This is a genomic window from Marinobacter sp. S0848L (assembly GCF_023016065.1).
Taxonomy (GTDB): domain Bacteria; phylum Pseudomonadota; class Gammaproteobacteria; order Pseudomonadales; family Oleiphilaceae; genus Marinobacter.
Genome location: NZ_JALKAQ010000001.1, coordinates 621,575 through 636,828, shown reverse-complemented (window position 1 = coordinate 636,828; position 15,254 = coordinate 621,575). Strand labels below are relative to the sequence as shown.

Annotated in this window: 21 protein-coding genes; 13 read left to right on the top strand and 8 right to left on the bottom strand. The window is 55.8% G+C overall.

The genetic code is table 11. The features are described from left to right. The 5 genes from MWU64_RS03070 to MWU64_RS03050 form a co-directional block, all read left to right on the top strand. Positions 1-481: hypothetical protein (locus tag MWU64_RS03070; protein WP_247060694.1), on the top strand; the 481-nt coding region annotated here is incomplete at its 5' end. 74 nt (positions 482-555) lie between these two features. After that, positions 556-798 carry a hypothetical protein gene (locus tag MWU64_RS03065; RefSeq protein WP_247060693.1) on the top strand — a complete coding sequence of 81 codons (243 nt, stop codon included), beginning with the start codon at positions 556-558 and terminating at the stop codon, positions 796-798. 149 nt (positions 799-947) lie between these two features. Beyond that, positions 948-1,238: a hypothetical protein gene (locus tag MWU64_RS03060; RefSeq protein WP_247060692.1), complete on the top strand. Its 291-nt coding sequence runs from the start codon at positions 948-950 to the stop codon at positions 1,236-1,238. 90 nt (positions 1,239-1,328) lie between these two features. Then, positions 1,329-1,592 carry a BrnT family toxin gene (locus MWU64_RS03055; RefSeq protein ID WP_199005855.1) on the top strand — a complete coding sequence of 88 codons (264 nt, stop codon included), beginning with the start codon at positions 1,329-1,331 and terminating at the stop codon, positions 1,590-1,592. Beyond that, entirely contained in the window at positions 1,582-1,851 is a 270-nt protein-coding gene (locus MWU64_RS03050) for a CopG family transcriptional regulator (protein WP_247060689.1), read from the top strand. Before MWU64_RS03055 ends, MWU64_RS03050 begins: the two co-directional genes overlap by 11 nt. A 98-nt stretch (positions 1,852-1,949) precedes the next feature. Here the strand turns inward: MWU64_RS03050 and MWU64_RS03045 are convergent, their stop codons facing one another. Next, positions 1,950-2,054, bottom strand: coding sequence for a type II toxin-antitoxin system CcdA family antitoxin (locus tag MWU64_RS03045; RefSeq protein WP_247060687.1), 105 nt, complete (start codon positions 2,052-2,054; stop codon positions 1,950-1,952). Between the two features lie 5 nt (positions 2,055-2,059). Between MWU64_RS03045 and MWU64_RS03040 the strand changes: the two genes are divergently transcribed. The 4 genes from MWU64_RS03040 to MWU64_RS03025 all read left to right on the top strand — a co-directional run bounded on the left by MWU64_RS03040 (position 2,060) and on the right by MWU64_RS03025 (position 4,037). Continuing rightward, a complete protein-coding gene (locus MWU64_RS03040) occupies positions 2,060-2,335 on the top strand; it encodes a hypothetical protein (protein ID WP_247060685.1) in 276 nt (91 codons plus the stop codon). A gap of 86 nt (positions 2,336-2,421) precedes the next feature. Further along, complete coding sequence (locus tag MWU64_RS03035) at positions 2,422-2,793, top strand: DUF805 domain-containing protein (protein WP_199005859.1); 372 nt, start codon at positions 2,422-2,424, stop codon at positions 2,791-2,793. 67 nt (positions 2,794-2,860) lie between these two features. Beyond that, positions 2,861-3,478 carry a DJ-1/PfpI family protein gene (locus MWU64_RS03030; RefSeq protein ID WP_247060683.1) on the top strand — a complete coding sequence of 206 codons (618 nt, stop codon included), beginning with the start codon at positions 2,861-2,863 and terminating at the stop codon, positions 3,476-3,478. Positions 3,479-3,497: 19 nt separating this feature from the next. Beyond that, positions 3,498-4,037 (top strand): GNAT family protein, encoded by a 540-nt coding sequence (locus tag MWU64_RS03025; protein ID WP_247060681.1) that lies wholly within the window; start codon positions 3,498-3,500, stop codon positions 4,035-4,037. A 9-nt stretch (positions 4,038-4,046) separates the two neighbouring features. On the opposite strand, the gene MWU64_RS03020 is transcribed toward MWU64_RS03025, so the two are convergent. Then, on the bottom strand, positions 4,047-5,492 hold the full coding sequence (locus MWU64_RS03020) for an exonuclease domain-containing protein (protein ID WP_247060679.1): 1,446 nt from the start codon (positions 5,490-5,492) through the stop codon (positions 4,047-4,049). 68 nt (positions 5,493-5,560) lie between these two features. Between MWU64_RS03020 and MWU64_RS03015 the strand changes: the two genes are divergently transcribed. The 3 genes from MWU64_RS03015 to MWU64_RS03005 all read left to right on the top strand — a co-directional run bounded on the left by MWU64_RS03015 (position 5,561) and on the right by MWU64_RS03005 (position 7,149). Continuing rightward, positions 5,561-6,241: an SDR family oxidoreductase gene (locus MWU64_RS03015; RefSeq protein WP_247060678.1), complete on the top strand. Its 681-nt coding sequence runs from the start codon at positions 5,561-5,563 to the stop codon at positions 6,239-6,241. 84 nt (positions 6,242-6,325) lie between these two features. Continuing rightward, the gene (locus tag MWU64_RS03010; protein WP_247060667.1) at positions 6,326-6,751 is read left to right on the top strand and encodes a group II truncated hemoglobin; all 426 of its coding nucleotides are present in this window, start codon (positions 6,326-6,328) and stop codon (positions 6,749-6,751) included. A 20-nt stretch (positions 6,752-6,771) separates the two neighbouring features. Beyond that, positions 6,772-7,149 (top strand): nuclear transport factor 2 family protein, encoded by a 378-nt coding sequence (locus MWU64_RS03005; RefSeq protein ID WP_247060665.1) that lies wholly within the window; start codon positions 6,772-6,774, stop codon positions 7,147-7,149. 24 nt (positions 7,150-7,173) lie between these two features. On the opposite strand, the gene trpE is transcribed toward MWU64_RS03005, so the two are convergent. From trpE to MWU64_RS02975, 6 genes are all read right to left on the bottom strand, one after another. Then, positions 7,174-8,661 carry an anthranilate synthase component I gene (gene trpE / locus MWU64_RS03000; protein WP_247060663.1) on the bottom strand — a complete coding sequence of 496 codons (1,488 nt, stop codon included), beginning with the start codon at positions 8,659-8,661 and terminating at the stop codon, positions 7,174-7,176. Positions 8,662-8,692: 31 nt separating this feature from the next. Next, positions 8,693-9,382 (bottom strand): phosphoglycolate phosphatase, encoded by a 690-nt coding sequence (locus MWU64_RS02995; RefSeq protein ID WP_247060661.1) that lies wholly within the window; start codon positions 9,380-9,382, stop codon positions 8,693-8,695. Continuing rightward, on the bottom strand, positions 9,379-10,065 hold the full coding sequence (rpe, locus tag MWU64_RS02990; protein WP_247060658.1) for a ribulose-phosphate 3-epimerase: 687 nt from the start codon (positions 10,063-10,065) through the stop codon (positions 9,379-9,381). Before rpe ends, MWU64_RS02995 begins: the two co-directional genes overlap by 4 nt. 96 nt (positions 10,066-10,161) lie before the next feature. After that, positions 10,162-10,911 (bottom strand): molecular chaperone DjlA, encoded by a 750-nt coding sequence (locus tag MWU64_RS02985; protein ID WP_247060656.1) that lies wholly within the window; start codon positions 10,909-10,911, stop codon positions 10,162-10,164. Continuing rightward, positions 10,908-11,600 (bottom strand): N-acetylmuramate alpha-1-phosphate uridylyltransferase MurU, encoded by a 693-nt coding sequence (murU, locus tag MWU64_RS02980; protein WP_247060654.1) that lies wholly within the window; start codon positions 11,598-11,600, stop codon positions 10,908-10,910. Before murU ends, MWU64_RS02985 begins: the two co-directional genes overlap by 4 nt. Beyond that, positions 11,597-12,643 (bottom strand): phosphotransferase, encoded by a 1,047-nt coding sequence (locus MWU64_RS02975; RefSeq protein WP_247060652.1) that lies wholly within the window; start codon positions 12,641-12,643, stop codon positions 11,597-11,599. The genes murU and MWU64_RS02975 overlap by 4 nt, the downstream gene beginning before the upstream one ends. Positions 12,644-12,882: 239 nt before the next feature. On the opposite strand from MWU64_RS02975, the gene MWU64_RS02970 reads away from it, so the two are divergent. Next, a complete protein-coding gene (locus tag MWU64_RS02970) occupies positions 12,883-15,207 on the top strand; it encodes an LPS-assembly protein LptD (RefSeq protein ID WP_247060786.1) in 2,325 nt (774 codons plus the stop codon). Positions 15,208-15,254 lie beyond the last annotated feature (47 nt).

Below are 15,254 nucleotides of genomic sequence, written 5' to 3'. Positions count from 1 at the left end.
GCTGTACCGTGATTTCTTCATGTCGTTCTCCGTTTGCCTCATTGTAGGCCGGAGAACTCTAATTACGCATGCACCGATTTTAGGGGATGTTTACACCGGACGCCCTTTCCGTGGCTCCTTCGTCGCCACTCCAAGGTCGCCGCTGTGCTTCGGCGTTAAATTTGAGGAGAAAGGCATCGAGATTTCAATTGGATCAGGAATTACGATCACCTCTGTCCTCATTGCAGTCTTGTCCGCGATTTATGCTCGTCGGTCAGCAAACTCAGCTAAGCAATCCAACGATATTGGGCGTCTTAATTCACTCCTATCTCTGAGGGTGCATTATCTGGATTTGCTGAGCAGAAAAGGTGAGCTTGCGAAGGAGATTGGCGAAATGAAAGGCGCAGAGGAAGCATACAGAGCAATCGCTCATATCGACTCAAGGCTCGGAGAAATTAATGATGAGCTGGAGATCTACTATGGGAAGGTCTTCAAATCTTGAATTTAACGAGGCCAGGCACGCGACTATGGTAAAAGTAGCGTCGCACTTTATTGAATAGACAGTGGGATGTAACTATGAATGAGCTTGATAATCAGGCGATATCGGAGCTATCAAAAAAGTTAGACTTGGTAAATAAGAACCTCGAAGATTTGAAGCGGTCTGAGGGCAATCTCTCAAAGATCGACTTGGCTGGGGTCAATATGCCGTTGGATCAAATGGCTGTACTGCATTTCAAGATTTTTCTGTCCTCGCTCCCGCTTGCCTCCACCCTTTTTCTGGCGGGTTTCGGGGTTGCATATACGCTCGGGTGGGCATAAGAGCGGGAGACCGAATATTTTGAGGTGGCGGCTGCTGGACGGCTTGTCACATAACCAACGCAGGCACGGCGACACCCACTACATTGCGCCTTCGGCTCCATTTCGTGGGCCTGCATGCTGCTGGCGTTAAATTCTGAAAGGAGGTTGTGGTGAATATTCCTGAAATACAAGATTGCCTAGAACCGTGGATGAGGGTCGATACTTGGCACACCACGCACCCAATGGATGAAGAGCGCTTTCACAAAGCACTTCACAGGTGCTTTCAGCAAGCCGGTCAATCGATAGATTTCGATAGTTTCAAAGATGCAATGACTGATTTGGCCCAGCGACTTCATCCGAAGCTTGGGAGCGAATATCTTGAGTCTACAATTGATCGATATGCGCAAAATGCAGAAACGATCTCAAGCTACCTTTTCGACATCGGCCAATTTAACAAATAGTTCCAGTTCGCCTACTGCGCACCTGATTTAGGCGTTGAGCCACACGCTCCAGATCTTGCGAGTTGAGTAAAAAAGGAATAATTTATACTCATGGATGAATTTGAGTTCGACGAAGCTAAAAGTCAGGCCAACCTTGATAAGCACGGTATGGATTTCGTGGCTGCTCAAGAGCTATGGAAAGACCCGTATCTGCTGGAAATACGTACAAAATCAGAAGGTGAGCCAAGGTTCGTGCTGATAGGCAAAATTTGCGAAAAGCATTGGTCGGCTGTCGTCACTTACAGGGAAGCTCGTATTCGGCTGATTTCAGTCAGGCGTTCCCGCAAGAAGGAGGTTGAGCTCTATGAAAGCTAAAGATTTCGATAAAAAATTCGACGGAGGTCAGGAAGATATTGTCGAAGACCTTGATCTATCCACGGCCCGTCGTACCAACCTTGAGCAAAAGCGAATTAACGTGGACTTTCCTGCTTGGGTCGTAGAGTCGTTGGATCGTGAGGCCGCGCGTATCGGCGTTACCCGCCAATCAATCATCAAGGTGTGGCTGGTTGAGCGCCTACAAGCGGAATCTGCTAACAAGCCGCTCAATGCTGATGCCGCAGGCGGCGCTCATTAGCCGAGCCAACAGCAAAAAATCCTGATCGGCAAAGCTGATTTCTGGAGTGCGCCCTTGCTGATTTTGCCCGGGTTGGGGGCACATATCGAACTGTGCGTTCAGAACTCCCTGAATTCGTCGCCAAAGCATCCATGTTGTTCGATGAAATCGTTGTAGGTTGTTATCGCAGAAAATCTAAGACGAAATAAACAAGGAATGTTCAAAAATCATGGCGAATAATCGCAACCAAGGCGGGCCGATAGAATCAAGGTTGATCAGTCTCTTCGCATCGTTGTTCTTCTCTATCCCAACGGCAGCATTCGTTTGGCTCTGGGTAAACCTGGAACTGGCCGTGTATTGGGATGGTTTTCTCAGTAGTCGTTACCTCGTCACCTGTATTATCGTCTTTGCCGTGTTGGCTCTGCTGCTCCCGAAACTGTTTCCGTCAATTCTCGGCGGCATCTGGCGCGGTATCGGCAAGATCTGGAATTGGTGGGGGGTTTAGCTCTCTTTCTGTGCAGTAACGACCCGTTGGCAGCACGCCCCTTTGCCGACGGGCCCAATTAAATTCGGGGCTTAAAAGGACTTTAAATGAACTGGTATCTGGAAGTATTAAAGAAATACGCAGTATTCAGCGGCCGGGCGAGACGAAAGGAATATTGGTTCTTCATCTTGTTCAATATCATCATCAGCCTTGTGCTTGGTGTAATCGACGGATTCACGGGGAGCTATAACGAAGCAGCAGGATTAGGGTTGCTGGGTGGTATCTACTCGCTCGCCGTTCTAATCCCGGGATTAGCGGTTACCGTTCGACGGCTTCATGATACGGGGCGCAGTGGCTGGTGGTTTTGGATTGTGCTTGTGCCGGTTATCGGCGCACTTGTGCTGTTGGTGTTTATGGTTTTGGACAGCAAGCCGGGGCAAAACCAGTATGGCGCGAATCCGAAGGAGGCCGCCGCCTGACATAGTATTCAGCGGCGGGCGTTTGTCCCTCCGCTGAACAAAGCACTTGGTCACAAGGATAGGCCCAATGAAAAACAAACGATCAGTAGGTGTTCTTCTCTTCCCCGGCTTCGAACTTCTCGATGTGTTTGGCCCACTCGAGATGTATGGCCAGGCACCGGAGCATTTTGAGATTCAGTTGGTTTCAGAACACGGCGGTGAGGTTGCCAGCGCCCAGGGGCCAAGGTCCGTCGCTGATCTGGCATTTTGCGATGCTAAGAGCTTCGACATTGTTTTGGTGCCAGGTGGCATAGGAACGCGGGCTGAAGTGTCGAACGATGTATTGCTGCAGTGGATTCGGGATCACGCCCAAACGTCGGAATACCTAACCTCTGTGTGCACCGGCAGCGCCCTGCTGGCCAAGGCCGGAATACTGGACGGTGTGAGGGCCACCACCAACAAGAAAGCGTTTGATTGGGCCACTGCTCAAGGCGAGCGGGTTCACTGGGTAAAGGAAGCGCGCTGGGTTGAAGATGGTCGGTTTTTTACGTCTTCAGGTGTATCGGCTGGCATCGACATGACCTTGGCGCTGATTCAGAAAATGCTTGGGCAGGAAATGGCGAACAGTATCGCTACGCTGGCCGAATACGAGTGGCAGAGCGATGCCGGCCGGGATCCGTTTGCACGCATCTATGGGCACGTTTAATGCGTAATAGGAGAACGAATTGCTCTTAGCCGATTCCACCGAACTGAAATTGCTCAACCTAAGCCACAAAGATGAGCTATTCAGCCTCATAAACACCAACCGCGAGCACCTGCGAGAGTGGTTGCCTTGGGTCGATGCAACCAAGTCCCCGGCAGACACTGAATCCTTCCTTCAATTCGCCATCAACCAATATCAATCCGGCCAAGGCCCGCAGTACGCCATTTTCTCTGAGTCAGCTCTTTGTGGCGTGTGTGGCTTTCACCCGTTTGATCTGTCTAATCGCAGCGGCAGTCTTGGCTATTGGTTGGGTGCGTCTTATGGGGGCAAAGGCATCATGGTGCGTGCGGTGCATGCGCTGGTTGAGCAAGGCTTTCGGGAGTACGGCTTGAACCGAATCGAGATTGCCTGCGCCACTGGCAACACCCGAAGCCGAGCCATTCCCGAGCGTTTGGGATTTGAACTTGAAGGGGTGTTTCGGGAGCGGGAGTATGTGAACGGTCGGTATCTCGATCAGGCGATTTACTCAATGCTGGCTTCAGAGTTTCAGCCCAAAGCCTGAGAGCGACCATCACGGCATAAGCACATCCGGCGCACCCACGGCTGGTAGTTCGATCAGGGAACGGCTTTTGTCGGCAGGGCCCATCAGAGCTTTGACCAGTAATTTGTAGGAGTCCAGGTCGAAGGTTACTGACTGGCCAGACAGCGACAGATCATCGAGCTCTTGTTCGTCGTGCACTGTGGTCACGTGAATCCAGTTGTAGATCACCAGAATGTCAGGCTGCGCCCCATCATTTCGATGCTCCACGATCGCGACCGGGCCTTTCCATGGCCAGGTTTTCAAGCGCAGCTGGTGAAACGCAATCTGCACTCGAAGATTGTACCGGGTTACGTCTTCTATCCCTTCACAGGCGCCTTTGCAGCGGCCCAACGTGCGCTGAAAGCAGGGGCCTTCACGCTCGGGTTCCAGGCCAAGCAGCTGGTTGCACAGTTCGTTTTTGGCGGCAATGCCGGTCAGCGCTCGCTCGGCATCGCGCTTGCTGCGAAACAGGCCGAAGTAACTGGCAAGGCGATGCGGTTCGATTTCCCGAACCAACCGCGCCTGCAGGTAACCGGACGCGTTCGGTGCCAGTTCAATACTCACCAGATTCTTTGCTGCGCGGGACCGCCGGTTGAACAGCGGGCTAAGGGTTTTGATTTGCCGCAGCTCCAGCAGCAGGGCACCGAGCTCGCCGGCGGTTTCGGTGTAGTCGATGCGGCGCAGGCTTTCGGAAATACGCACCCCTTTGCTGGTGTTGTGATCACCGGAAAAATGCGAGGCCACGCGCTGGGCAATGTTGGTGCTTTTGCCCACATACAAGAGCACGTCGTTTTCGCCATAAAACCGGTAAACACCCGGGCCTCTTGGCAAATCGGTCAGGGTGTCTGGCGGCAGGTGTGAGGGAATGCTTGGCTTTTGCAGCAGGGTGGCGATGGCAGCTTCCATTTGATCATCGCCTTTGTCAGCGCGGGCGCGGGTGAAAAACTCGAGCATGGCGGCCACATCGCCCATGGCCCGGTGCCGTTGTACCTGGGCCAGGCCATGGCGTTCGATCAGCGAATCCATGTTGTGCCGACGAAATTCGGGATACAGGCGCCGGGATAGCTTTACGGTGCACAGTACCCGCGCCGAAAACAGCCGCCCGAGCCGGCGGTATTCCGATTTGATGAAGCCGTAATCGAAGCGCGCGTTGTGGGCAACGAACACGGTATCCCGTAGTTTCTCTTCGAGCGTATCTGCGATGGCTTCAAACGTCGGTGCATCGGCGACCATGGCGTTGGAGATGCCCGTCAGTTGCTCGATAAACGGCGAGATGCGCATGCCGGGGTTCAGTAATGTTTGCCACTCATCCACAACCTCTCCGGCGCGCCAGAAGCGGATTCCTATTTCCGTAATCCGATCGTGGGAAGAGTTTCCGCCGGTGGTTTCAATATCGAGAAACGCAAACGTGGTTTGTTCGAGGTAGCTGGTTGTCATCGTCTCACGCGAGTAGAGTGAAATGTCGCAGTTCTAAAAGAGCTTGGCCTCAATCAGGAGTAACAGCAATGAAAGATGAAAAAATCGTTCTGATCACTGGCGCGTCCAGTGGTATTGGTGCTGCCACCGTTGAGAAGGTGATCGAAGCGGGGCATAAAGTTGTTATTACGGCGAGAAGCACCGATAAGCTCAATGAAATGGTTAAAAAGTGGGGTGACGATAAGGTCGTGGCGGTAACGGCCGATGTCTCCAAGCTGGACGAAATTGCTCATGTGGTGGAAAAGGCCAAAGAAGCGTTTGGCCGAATCGATGTGGTGTTCGCGAATGCCGGTACCGGCGTGAACTCTCCCGGCATTGAAAACGGCGATCCCGATGAGTGGAAAACCATGTTGGATGTGAACATCAATGCGCTGTTGTATACGGCCAAAGCCAGTTTGCCCTCCTTAAAAGAAACTCAAGGGCACTTCATTATTACCAGTTCCGTGGCCGGCAAGATCACACTGAAAGGCTCTGTGTATGGTGCGTCTAAGTGGTTTGCTTACGGCTTCGGCCAGAACCTGGCGGCTGAGATGAGGGAGTGGAATGGCCGGTGCACCACCATCTGCCCGGGCATGGTGAATACGCCGTTTTTCGATGAAGCCAAGCCGGATAAGCTGGACCCCAGCGATGTGGCCGATGCAGTTGTGTACGCGATGGCGGCCGACCCAAGGTGCGATGTTCGTGAAATCACCTTGATGCCGACTCAATAGCAGGTTTAATGGCCCGAGTGTATAAGCCTGTCGGAACTGTAGTAGAGTGCTTTCATAGGCTTCTTACACTAGAGTTAGAGCAAAATGAGCACAGCAGTACCTAAATACGGCGATGGGGATACATCCTACCGCGCCGCCGGAGAGCTGGAAGGCATTACCCGGTTGGTGAACGCGTTTTACGATTACATGGAAACGCTGCCAGAGGCGCGGAAAATTCTGGCAATGCACCGGCCGGATTTAACCGAGTCCCGCACCAAATTGGCTTACTTTTTGTCGGGCTGGTTAGGTGGGCCAAGGTTGTATGCGGAACACTTCGGTAGCATCAACATACCTATGGTGCACCGGCATTTGCCCGTGGGTGAAGAAGACCGCGATGCCTGGATGTTGTGCATGCAGAAAGCGGTGGCCGATCAGCCGTTTGATGAGTCGTTCAAGGTGTATTTGATCGAGCAGCTGTGGGTGCCGGCCGAGCGAATTCGAAGTGTGTGTAACGCACCGGTTTCGCGTTAATCATTGTTGGAGTTTGAGTCATGCAGCCGAAAGAGATTGTGGCGCAATTTATCGCTGACGTAAGTGCTCAGCGCCTGGAGAAAGCAAAAACGCTGCTGGCTGAAGAGGGCTTTGAGTACGTCGGCCCGAATATGCGTTTTCTGAACCGGGATGACATGGTGTCGTACCAGTTTGGCATGGTGGCTATTCAGAAGGATCTGGTGCTGCGTCAGCTCAGTGCCGATGGCGAGCATGTGTATGCGATTCTGGATTACCAGACCTACTTTGAGCAGATTGGCGATGTGCGGTTGGCGGTTTGGTTCCGGGTTCGGGACGAAAAGATTCAAACCGTGGAAACCTTCTACAACGCCGCAGTGGTCGAGAATATGTTGGGAGGTAACCTGCCGTCAGCGAACTGATCGGCAGGTGTTCTGTTCCGGGTTTTAGTGGTCGTAGTCGTTGTAGGTCATGGCGACGGCCTTGAAGATAGCCCGGCCTTTGTTCATGGTTTCTTTCCATTCCAAACGCGGAATGGAGTCGGCGACTACGCCGGCGCCTGCCTGAATGTGCAGGGTGTTGTCTTTGATCACGGCGGTGCGGATCGCGATGGCGGTGTCCATGTTGCCGTTGAACGACAAGTAGCCCACAGCCCCGCCGTACACGCCCCGTTTTACCGGTTCCAGTTCATCAATGATTTCCATTGCGCGGATCTTCGGCGCGCCGCTCAGGGTGCCTGCAGGTAAGGTGGCGCGCAGTACGTCCAGGCAGCTGGTGTCTTTGTCCAAACGGCCGGTCACGTTTGAGACAATGTGCATCACGTGGGAATAGCGTTCCACAATCATCTTGTCGGTCAGGCGCACGGTGCCGGTTTCGGAGACGCGACCCGCGTCGTTGCGGCCCAAGTCGATCAGCATCAGGTGCTCGGCGATTTCTTTCGGGTCGGCCAGCAGTTCTTTTTCCAGTGCGTTGTCTTCGGCATCGGTAGCACCGCGTTTGCGGGTGCCGGCGATGGGCCGCACGGTCACTTCTTCGTCTTCGACCCGCGCCAGAATTTCCGGTGATGAACCGACAATGTGGAAATCGTCCAGATCGAGGAAGTACATGTACGGCGACGGGTTAAGCACCCGCAGCGAGCGGTACAGGTTCAGTGGGGGCGCTTCAAACGGGATGGACATGCGCTGGGAGATGACCGTTTGCATCACGTCGCCGTCCAGCACGTAGCCTTTGATTTTATCCACAGCCGCTTCGAATTTGTCCTGCGAAAAGCCAGAGACAAAGTCGCTTTCGTCCACTTCTTTGCCGCGCAGGTGTTCCGGTGTGCGAGGTGCGTCGGCGGTGGTGCGGTGCAGCTGGTTTTCCAGTTCGTCGATGCGGGCCTGGGCCTGTGCGTAGGCACCTTCAACCGCCGGGTCTACGTGTACGATCAGGTGCAGCTTGCCGCGCAGGTTGTCGAACACCACGATTTCGTTCGATACCATCAGCAGGATGTCCGGGGTGCCGATTTTGTCCGGCGGGCAGCTCTTGCGCAGGCGCTTTTCGATGTAGCGTACAGTGTCGTACCCGAAGTAGCCGACCAACCCGCCGTTAAAACGCGGTAGCTCCGGCAGGTCTGGCGCGTTGAAGCGCTTCTGGTATTCGTCCACAAAGACGAGCGGATCTTCCACTTCGGCCTGTTCCACCACTTTGCCGTTCTGGCTCACTTCAATGCGGTGATCGTAGACTTTCAGCACTTCTCGAGAGGGCAGGCCGATGATGGAATAGCGGCCCCACTTCTCACCACCCTGAACGGATTCGAACAGATAGGAATACGGGCCACTGGCCAGTTTCAGGTAGGTGCTCAGAGGTGTGTCCAGATCCGCCAAAACTTCGCGGTACACCGGTATCCGGTTGTAGCCGTCTTGGGCCAGTCTGGAGAAGTGCTCAGGTGTCATTTTGTCGTTTCCTGAATTCGGGTCTGCGTGTTTATAAAAGCTCGGTCAGCGAGTCCACTACCGCATCGGCGCCAAGGCTGTCGATGGAGGCGCCAAAGTTGTAACCATAGCGCACGGCCACGCAGGGCATGCCCGCTTTCTGGGCCGCGTTTACGTCTGCCGCGGAGTCTCCTACCATCACGGTGGTGCCGATGGTGCTGCCCAGTTTTTCCATGGCGTGCAGCAACGGCGCCGGGTCCGGTTTCTTTACCGCTAAGGTATCACCGCCTACGAACAGTTCGAAATAGGGCGCCAGTCCGGTTTGTTCCAGCAAGGGCGCAACAAACTGATCGGGTTTGTTGGTGACCACGGCCATGCGGCAGCCGTTGGCTTTCAGGTGATCCAGACATTCACGCACGCCTTTGAACACCGCTGCGTTGCGGCCGTTCAGCTGGGCGTAGCTCTGGTAGAAAATCGCCAGTGCGTCCGGGTGCAGGGCATCGTCTTTTGGCGATGCCGGTTCCCAGTCGGTTTTTCCAGCCAGCGCGCGGCGCACCAGAATACTGGCGCCATTGCCTACCCAGTCGCGTACGTTGGCAAGCCCGGCCGGGCTTCGGCCCAGTTTGGTGAGCATGTCATCAACGGCGGCTGCCAGGTCGGGTGCGCTGTCTACCAGTGTGCCATCCAGATCAAACAGGGCGGCAGCAGGCCACCGGGGGTTAAAAAGTCCTTTTAAACTCATCCGCCTATAACCTTACGGGCCTGTTCCAGTTCGTCGCGCATGGCGTCGATGGTGGCTTTGTAATCGGGGGTGTTGAAGATGGCAGAACCGGCTACGAAGGTGTCGGCACCGGCTTCTGCAATTTCACGAATGTTGTCGACTTTCACGCCGCCGTCGATTTCCAGACGGATGTTGTAGTTGCTGTCGTCGATGCGCTTGCGGGCTTCCCGCAGTTTGTCGAGGGTGCCGGGGATGAACTTCTGTCCGCCGAAGCCCGGGTTAACCGACATCATCAGTACCATGTCGAGTTTGTCCATCACGTAATCCATGTAGCTCAGTGGCGTGGCCGGGTTAAACACCAGCCCGGCTTTGCAGCCGCCGTCACGGATCAGTTGCAGAGAGCGGTCAACATGGCTGGACGCTTCCGGATGGAAAGTAATGTAGCTGGCACCGGCATCGATGAACATGCGGATCAATTCGTCCACCGGAGACACCATCAGGTGCACGTCGATGGGTGCGGTAACGCCGTGCTTGCGCAATGCTTCACACACCATGGGGCCGATGGTGAGGTTGGGCACGTAGTGATTGTCCATCACGTCGAAGTGCACCACGTCGGCACCCGCGGCCAGTACGTTATCGACTTCTTCACCCAAACGGGCGAAATCGGCGGAGAGGATAGACGGAGCAATCAGGAAAGGGTTCATCGGCGCACTCTCGATCAGGTGAATTACGGCAGCTGTTAAAGCTTGTAAGTCTATCAGCTTGTCGCCGGTTTTCGCAGCGCGAGGGATGTGGTTTTGTTAACGGTTATGGCGTTTGATCAACTCCCACGCTTGTTGGTAGCGCAGCAACTGATCTTTGGCGGCGGCGAGCTCGGTCGGAGACAGGCTTTGCTGTGCGAGTTTGTCCGGGTGACAGGTGGACAGGCGCTTGCGGTAGGTACGCTTGATGGTTTCAAAATTGTCGCGGCGGGTAACGCCCAGTATCTCGCAGGCCTGTTCGTAGTTTTTGGGCTTCTCGACGGTGCTGGCGGAGCGAATCCACACTTTGCTGGCGTAGCTGGCAAAAATGTCGTCGCTGACCGCCATGGGCAGGCCAAGGTTGTCGATGGCGTCTTCACAGCGGTAACGCCGTTCTTTGCTGGGTTTACCCAGAATCTGCGCACCGTGGCACAGGCACATGGCCATTTTGATGGCGGCGCCGGGGGATAATTTCGCCATGATGCGGTTCCAGAGCCCACGATGGAATGCGACACCGTCGGCCTCTTTACCGAGCTGGTATTGTTCGATGGCCTTTTTGCGCTGGCGCGATGATAGCCGCAGCGCTTTCATCAATAATTCCGCATAGCGGATATCGCCTTCCATCACCCGGCCATCGGCTTTGGCGATGTAGCCCAAAAAGAAAAACAGGGGCTTTCGGCAGCGGCGCGGCAAGCGGGCACGTTCAATCAGGGTGGTGGCCTGATGGCCGCAACTGGACAACTCGTGGAGCAGGTCCGAGAACACCGTTTCAATGCTTGCCGGCAAAGACGGCCCTTTGGCGTTGGTCATGGTTGCGGCGCGCTTTCCGTCAGCAAGGTGTTGAGTTGTTCCAGCCGGGCTGGGGTGCCGACATCAATCCATTGGCCAGAATGTTTCAAACCACGTACCCGCTGCTGTGCCATGGCATCGCGAAGCACTGGGCCGAGTTTGCCGGCGGTGTCGTCGAGCCCGTTAAACAGGCGGCGGCGCAACAGGCTGATGCCGGTAAACGTAAGCTTGGTTTCGCCTTCAGAGCATAGCAGGCCCTCCGGCGTTAGCTGGAAATCACCGGTCGGATGGTGTTCGGGGTTGTCGGTGAGCACCAGCATGGCATCGCAGTTCGGGTCGGCCGGTGGCTGCAATTGGTCGAGTGGAAAGTCGCTCCAGATGTCGCCGTTGATCACCAGAAACCAGTCGTCGTCATGAGCAGCAAGCAGGGGCAGCGCGCGCACGATGCCGCCGGCGGTTTCCAGTGGTTCGCCTTCGGGGGAGTAGTGCAGATTCAATCCGAATTGCTGGCCGCTGCCGAGCTGTTGTTCGATTTGCTCACCCAGCCAGGCGTGGTTAATCACCACGTGCTGAAATCCGGCCTGCTTCAGGTTGTTCAAGTGGTGCACGATCAACGGCCGGCCGCCGGCGCGAAGCAGGGGCTTCGGGGTTGTCAGCGTGAGTGGGCGCATACGTTCGCCTTTGCCGGCGGCCAGGATCATGGCTTTCACGACGAGTGTTTCTCCGGGATAGGCACCGGGCCAATTGTGTTTTCAATCGCGGGGATGACCGTGCAGCACAGCCATTCATGGAAGTGTCGGAAGGCTGGCTGGCGGGAACTAGCATCGCGGATGTAGCTGACGGTGCGGGGAATATCGCCCAGATAACGGGTTTTGCCATCGCGAATCGCCAGCCGGGCAAATATACCGGCGGCTTTCAGGTGGCGTTGCATGCCCATCAGCTCGAACCACTGGCGGAAGGTTTCCGGGTCGGCGTTGTGCAGGCCGGCATTCAGGCTGGCCACGCGGTAGTGTTCCAGCCATTGTGCAATCTTCTCTTCCGGCCAGCGCACGTAGCAGTCTTTCAATAGCGAGACGGCATCGTAAGTGACGGGGCCGATCACGGCATCCTGAAAATCGATCACGCCGGGGGCGCTTTGGCCGTCGCGGATCAGCAGGTTGCGGGAATGGTAGTCCCGGTGCACGGTCACTTCCGGTTCGGTCAGGGCGCTTTCTTTTAACAGGCTGAAGGTGGTGTCCAGCAGCGCCCGTTCCTGATTGCTGAGGTTCAGGCCGAGGTGCTGTTCCAGCAGCCAGTCCGGGAAGAGCGCCATTTCCCGGTCGAGCATGGCGTCGTCGTAGTGCGGCAACGAGTAATTCGCGGGTGCCGTTTGCTGGGCGATACGTACCAGTTCATCCAGCGCTTGCTGGTAGTAGGTGTCGGCATTGTCTGCGGTGGTTGCGCCCAGCATCAGGTTGTCGCCGAAGTCTTCCAGCAATAAAAAGCCTTGGCTGAGGTCTTCGCCGGCGATGTCGGGCACGTGGATGCCGTGCTGGTGCCAGTGTTTGGCAATGGCAACGAAGGGCTCGCAGTTTTCGTGTTCGGGCGGCGCGTCCATCACGATGAACGGCGTGCGCGCTTGCCCGGAGGTTTCCCGCCATACCCGGAAGTAACGGCGGAAGCTGGCATCACCGGAAACGGGTTCCGGGCTGGCGCTGTCAAAACCGGGAAATTGCCTGACCCAATCGGTCAGCTGCTGCAGACGGGTATCCATGATTTTATGGTAATTCCTGAGTTGTTCTGTTGTGTAGCAACGTTAGCAGAGGAGTATAAAGAGCGTAAAACGGATTTGCAGCGGTGTTTCCGTTAACAAGCTCGGGGGGCGCGTGTAAACTAGGCAGCTGTTCTCGAAAACAGCCACCATTCATCTGAAACAGGAAGCCTGCCGTCGTGCCCAGCCGTTACCGTCAGCAGTTGTGGTTTAAGCCCCGTTTAACCGGGCTTTTGCTGGCAATGGTTGTTGCGCCAGTGGCCTCTATTGCGGAAGAGCATAACCGCCCGGCGCCGAGCGCGGCGGAGATCGATTGGCGCCCCCGAAGCGAGCTGCCCCCGGAAGTGCAGGCTCAGGTTCCGGTGTTCTGCGGTGGAGGCTATTTGCCGTCTACGTCTGCGAGTGGACAGGTTCCTGTGTTTCCTGCCGGGGCAGGAAGCGATCAGCCGTTGGAAGCCAGCGCGCTGGATGCCCGCTATGAGGTAGATGCCGAGCTGTATCTGAAGGGCGACGTGCGTCTGCGCCAGGGCGGTTTTCAGGCTTCTGGTTCGGAAGCCCGCTATAACACTCAGTCCGGCCAGTTGAGTTTGCAAGGCCCGATGGTCAGCCGCGGCGAGGGCTTTTTGCTGACCGGTGAGAACGCCCATTACTCGGCCGATTCCGGCCAGCTGGACATCAACACGGCGACCTTCCTGCTGCACCAGTCCGAGCTTCGTGGCGAGGCATCGTCGTTGTCGCGGGTGGGTGAGAATCAGGTGGTGATCACCGATGGGCTGCTCACCACTTGTGGCCCGGGTCAGAATGATTGGGCTATCGTCGCTTCTGACATCGAGCTGGATCAGGCCGAAGGCTTTGGCTCGGCCAGGCACGTGCGCTTGGAAGTGCTGGATGCGCCCGTGTTCTATTGGCCTTACATTACATTCCCCATTGACGACCGCCGTAAGTCCGGGTTTCTGTACCCGCAGTTCGGGTCTTCAAGTGCCGGCAGCGGTGCTTTCTTTGCACTGCCTTATTACCTGAACCTGGCACCCCATTACGATGCCACGCTTACGCCCCAGTATATTCATGGCCGCGGTTTGTTCACCGAAGCGGAAGGGCGTTACCTGAGTCAGTATGGCGAATCGGTGTTGCAGCTGGGGTATATCAATGATGACTCGGCTTACCAAGACGAAGTCGCGGGTGCCGACGGTGAACGCTGGGCACTGGATTTCTCCACCCGTGCCAATTTCGGTGGCGGTTGGCGAGGCTACGGTGATTTCTCCGTGGTGTCGGATGAAGATTACCTGAGCGATTTGAACCGCTCGCTGGAAATTGACCAAACCACGCATCTGCAGCGCCGTGGCGGGGTCAGCTACTCCGACCAGTACCAGTATTTCGATGCCTATTTGAACGATTACCAAACCGTGGCTGAGCGCATTGCCGACGTTAACAAGCCGTATGCTCAGCTGCCGGAAGTGCTTTACGCTGGCGCGGTGGATGTGGGTTCGTTTCAGGCGGGAGTCGAAAGTCAGTACACCTGGTTTTACCGCGATAACAACACCCTGACCGGGTTGGACAAGGCCAACGGCCATCGCTTGCGGGCCATTCCGGAAGTGGCGTTGCCCATGAGGGCGCTGTGGGGCTTTAGCCGGCCTTCGGTGAGCCTGGATTACACCCGCTACGAGTTGGAAGATTACACGCTGGGTAACAGCCGCATTGACCGCACGGTGCCGGTGTTTGAATGGGATAACGGGTTGTATTTTGACCGCCGCTCCAGCCTGTTTGATATTCCTTATAACCAGACACTGGAACCACGGTTGTACTACGCTTGGGCCGATGCCGACGCGGACCAGAACGAGATCCCGGATTTTGACACCGATGTGAAAAGCTTCCGCTTTGACCAGCTGTTCGAGCGTAACCGCTTTAACGGCGGCGACCGGGTAGGCGATGCGAACCAACTCACGGTGGCCCTGACCAGCCGGTTCAACGATCTGATCACCGGTGCCGAGCGTGCACGGATCAGTATCGGCCAGATCCGCTACTTTGATGACCGGGATGTGAATTTGTTTGGTGAAGGGGCATCAGACCGTGCCAATTCACCGCTGGCGGGCGAGCTGGTCCTGAACCCGCTGGATAATCTGGAAATTCGCACCTCGGGGCTGTGGGACCACGACACCCAGAAAACCGAAGAGGGGCGTAGCCAGCTGATCTTCCATTCCGAGGATTACCGCTACTTGGCTACGCTGGGCCACACCTACAGCCGCCCGGATGAACTTGAACAGACCGATATTGGCACGGTATTCCCGGTAACCAATAAACTCAGCGCTATTGGCCGCTGGGTGTGGGACTCAGAGCTCGACCGCACGGTGGGGTCGCTGGCGGGTCTCGAATATAACAACTGCTGCTGGAGCTTCCAGGTGGTGCATCAGAACTACCTGACCGATGACGAACAATTAGATACCCGTTTGCTGTTCCGCATTGAGCTGAAAGGGCTTGGTGGCAGCGGCGGTGCGTCTAACAGCATCGGTGATGCGATCTACGGTTATGACGAGCGCGAACGCCGCCGTTTTGGAACTACATACCGTTAAAACGAACTAAGGCTGTTAACCCTGACGCACGCCGGGGCGGCTGAGAA

Bases quoted from the DNA above. Each gene is read 5' to 3' on its own strand.
- MWU64_RS03065 (WP_247060693.1), top strand. From the start codon at position 556: ATGAATGAGCTTGATAATCAGGCGATATCGGAGCTATCAAAAAAGTTA.
- MWU64_RS03055 (WP_199005855.1), top strand. From the start codon at position 1,329: ATGGATGAATTTGAGTTCGACGAAGCTAAAAGTCAGGCCAACCTTGAT.
- MWU64_RS03050 (WP_247060689.1), top strand. From the start codon at position 1,582: ATGAAAGCTAAAGATTTCGATAAAAAATTCGACGGAGGTCAGGAAGAT.
- MWU64_RS03040 (WP_247060685.1), top strand. From the start codon at position 2,060: ATGGCGAATAATCGCAACCAAGGCGGGCCGATAGAATCAAGGTTGATC.
- MWU64_RS03035 (WP_199005859.1), top strand. From the start codon at position 2,422: ATGAACTGGTATCTGGAAGTATTAAAGAAATACGCAGTATTCAGCGGC.
- MWU64_RS03030 (WP_247060683.1), top strand. From the start codon at position 2,861: ATGAAAAACAAACGATCAGTAGGTGTTCTTCTCTTCCCCGGCTTCGAA.
- MWU64_RS03020 (WP_247060679.1), bottom strand. From the start codon at position 5,492: ATGACAACCAGCTACCTCGAACAAACCACGTTTGCGTTTCTCGATATT.
- MWU64_RS03015 (WP_247060678.1), top strand. From the start codon at position 5,561: ATGAAAGATGAAAAAATCGTTCTGATCACTGGCGCGTCCAGTGGTATT.
- MWU64_RS03010 (WP_247060667.1), top strand. From the start codon at position 6,326: ATGAGCACAGCAGTACCTAAATACGGCGATGGGGATACATCCTACCGC.
- MWU64_RS03005 (WP_247060665.1), top strand. From the start codon at position 6,772: ATGCAGCCGAAAGAGATTGTGGCGCAATTTATCGCTGACGTAAGTGCT.
- trpE (WP_247060663.1), bottom strand. From the start codon at position 8,661: ATGACACCTGAGCACTTCTCCAGACTGGCCCAAGACGGCTACAACCGG.
- MWU64_RS02995 (WP_247060661.1), bottom strand. From the start codon at position 9,382: ATGAGTTTAAAAGGACTTTTTAACCCCCGGTGGCCTGCTGCCGCCCTG.
- rpe (WP_247060658.1), bottom strand. From the start codon at position 10,065: ATGAACCCTTTCCTGATTGCTCCGTCTATCCTCTCCGCCGATTTCGCC.
- MWU64_RS02985 (WP_247060656.1), bottom strand. From the start codon at position 10,911: ATGACCAACGCCAAAGGGCCGTCTTTGCCGGCAAGCATTGAAACGGTG.
- MWU64_RS02975 (WP_247060652.1), bottom strand. From the start codon at position 12,643: ATGGATACCCGTCTGCAGCAGCTGACCGATTGGGTCAGGCAATTTCCC.
- MWU64_RS02970 (WP_247060786.1), top strand. From the start codon at position 12,883: ATGGTTGTTGCGCCAGTGGCCTCTATTGCGGAAGAGCATAACCGCCCG.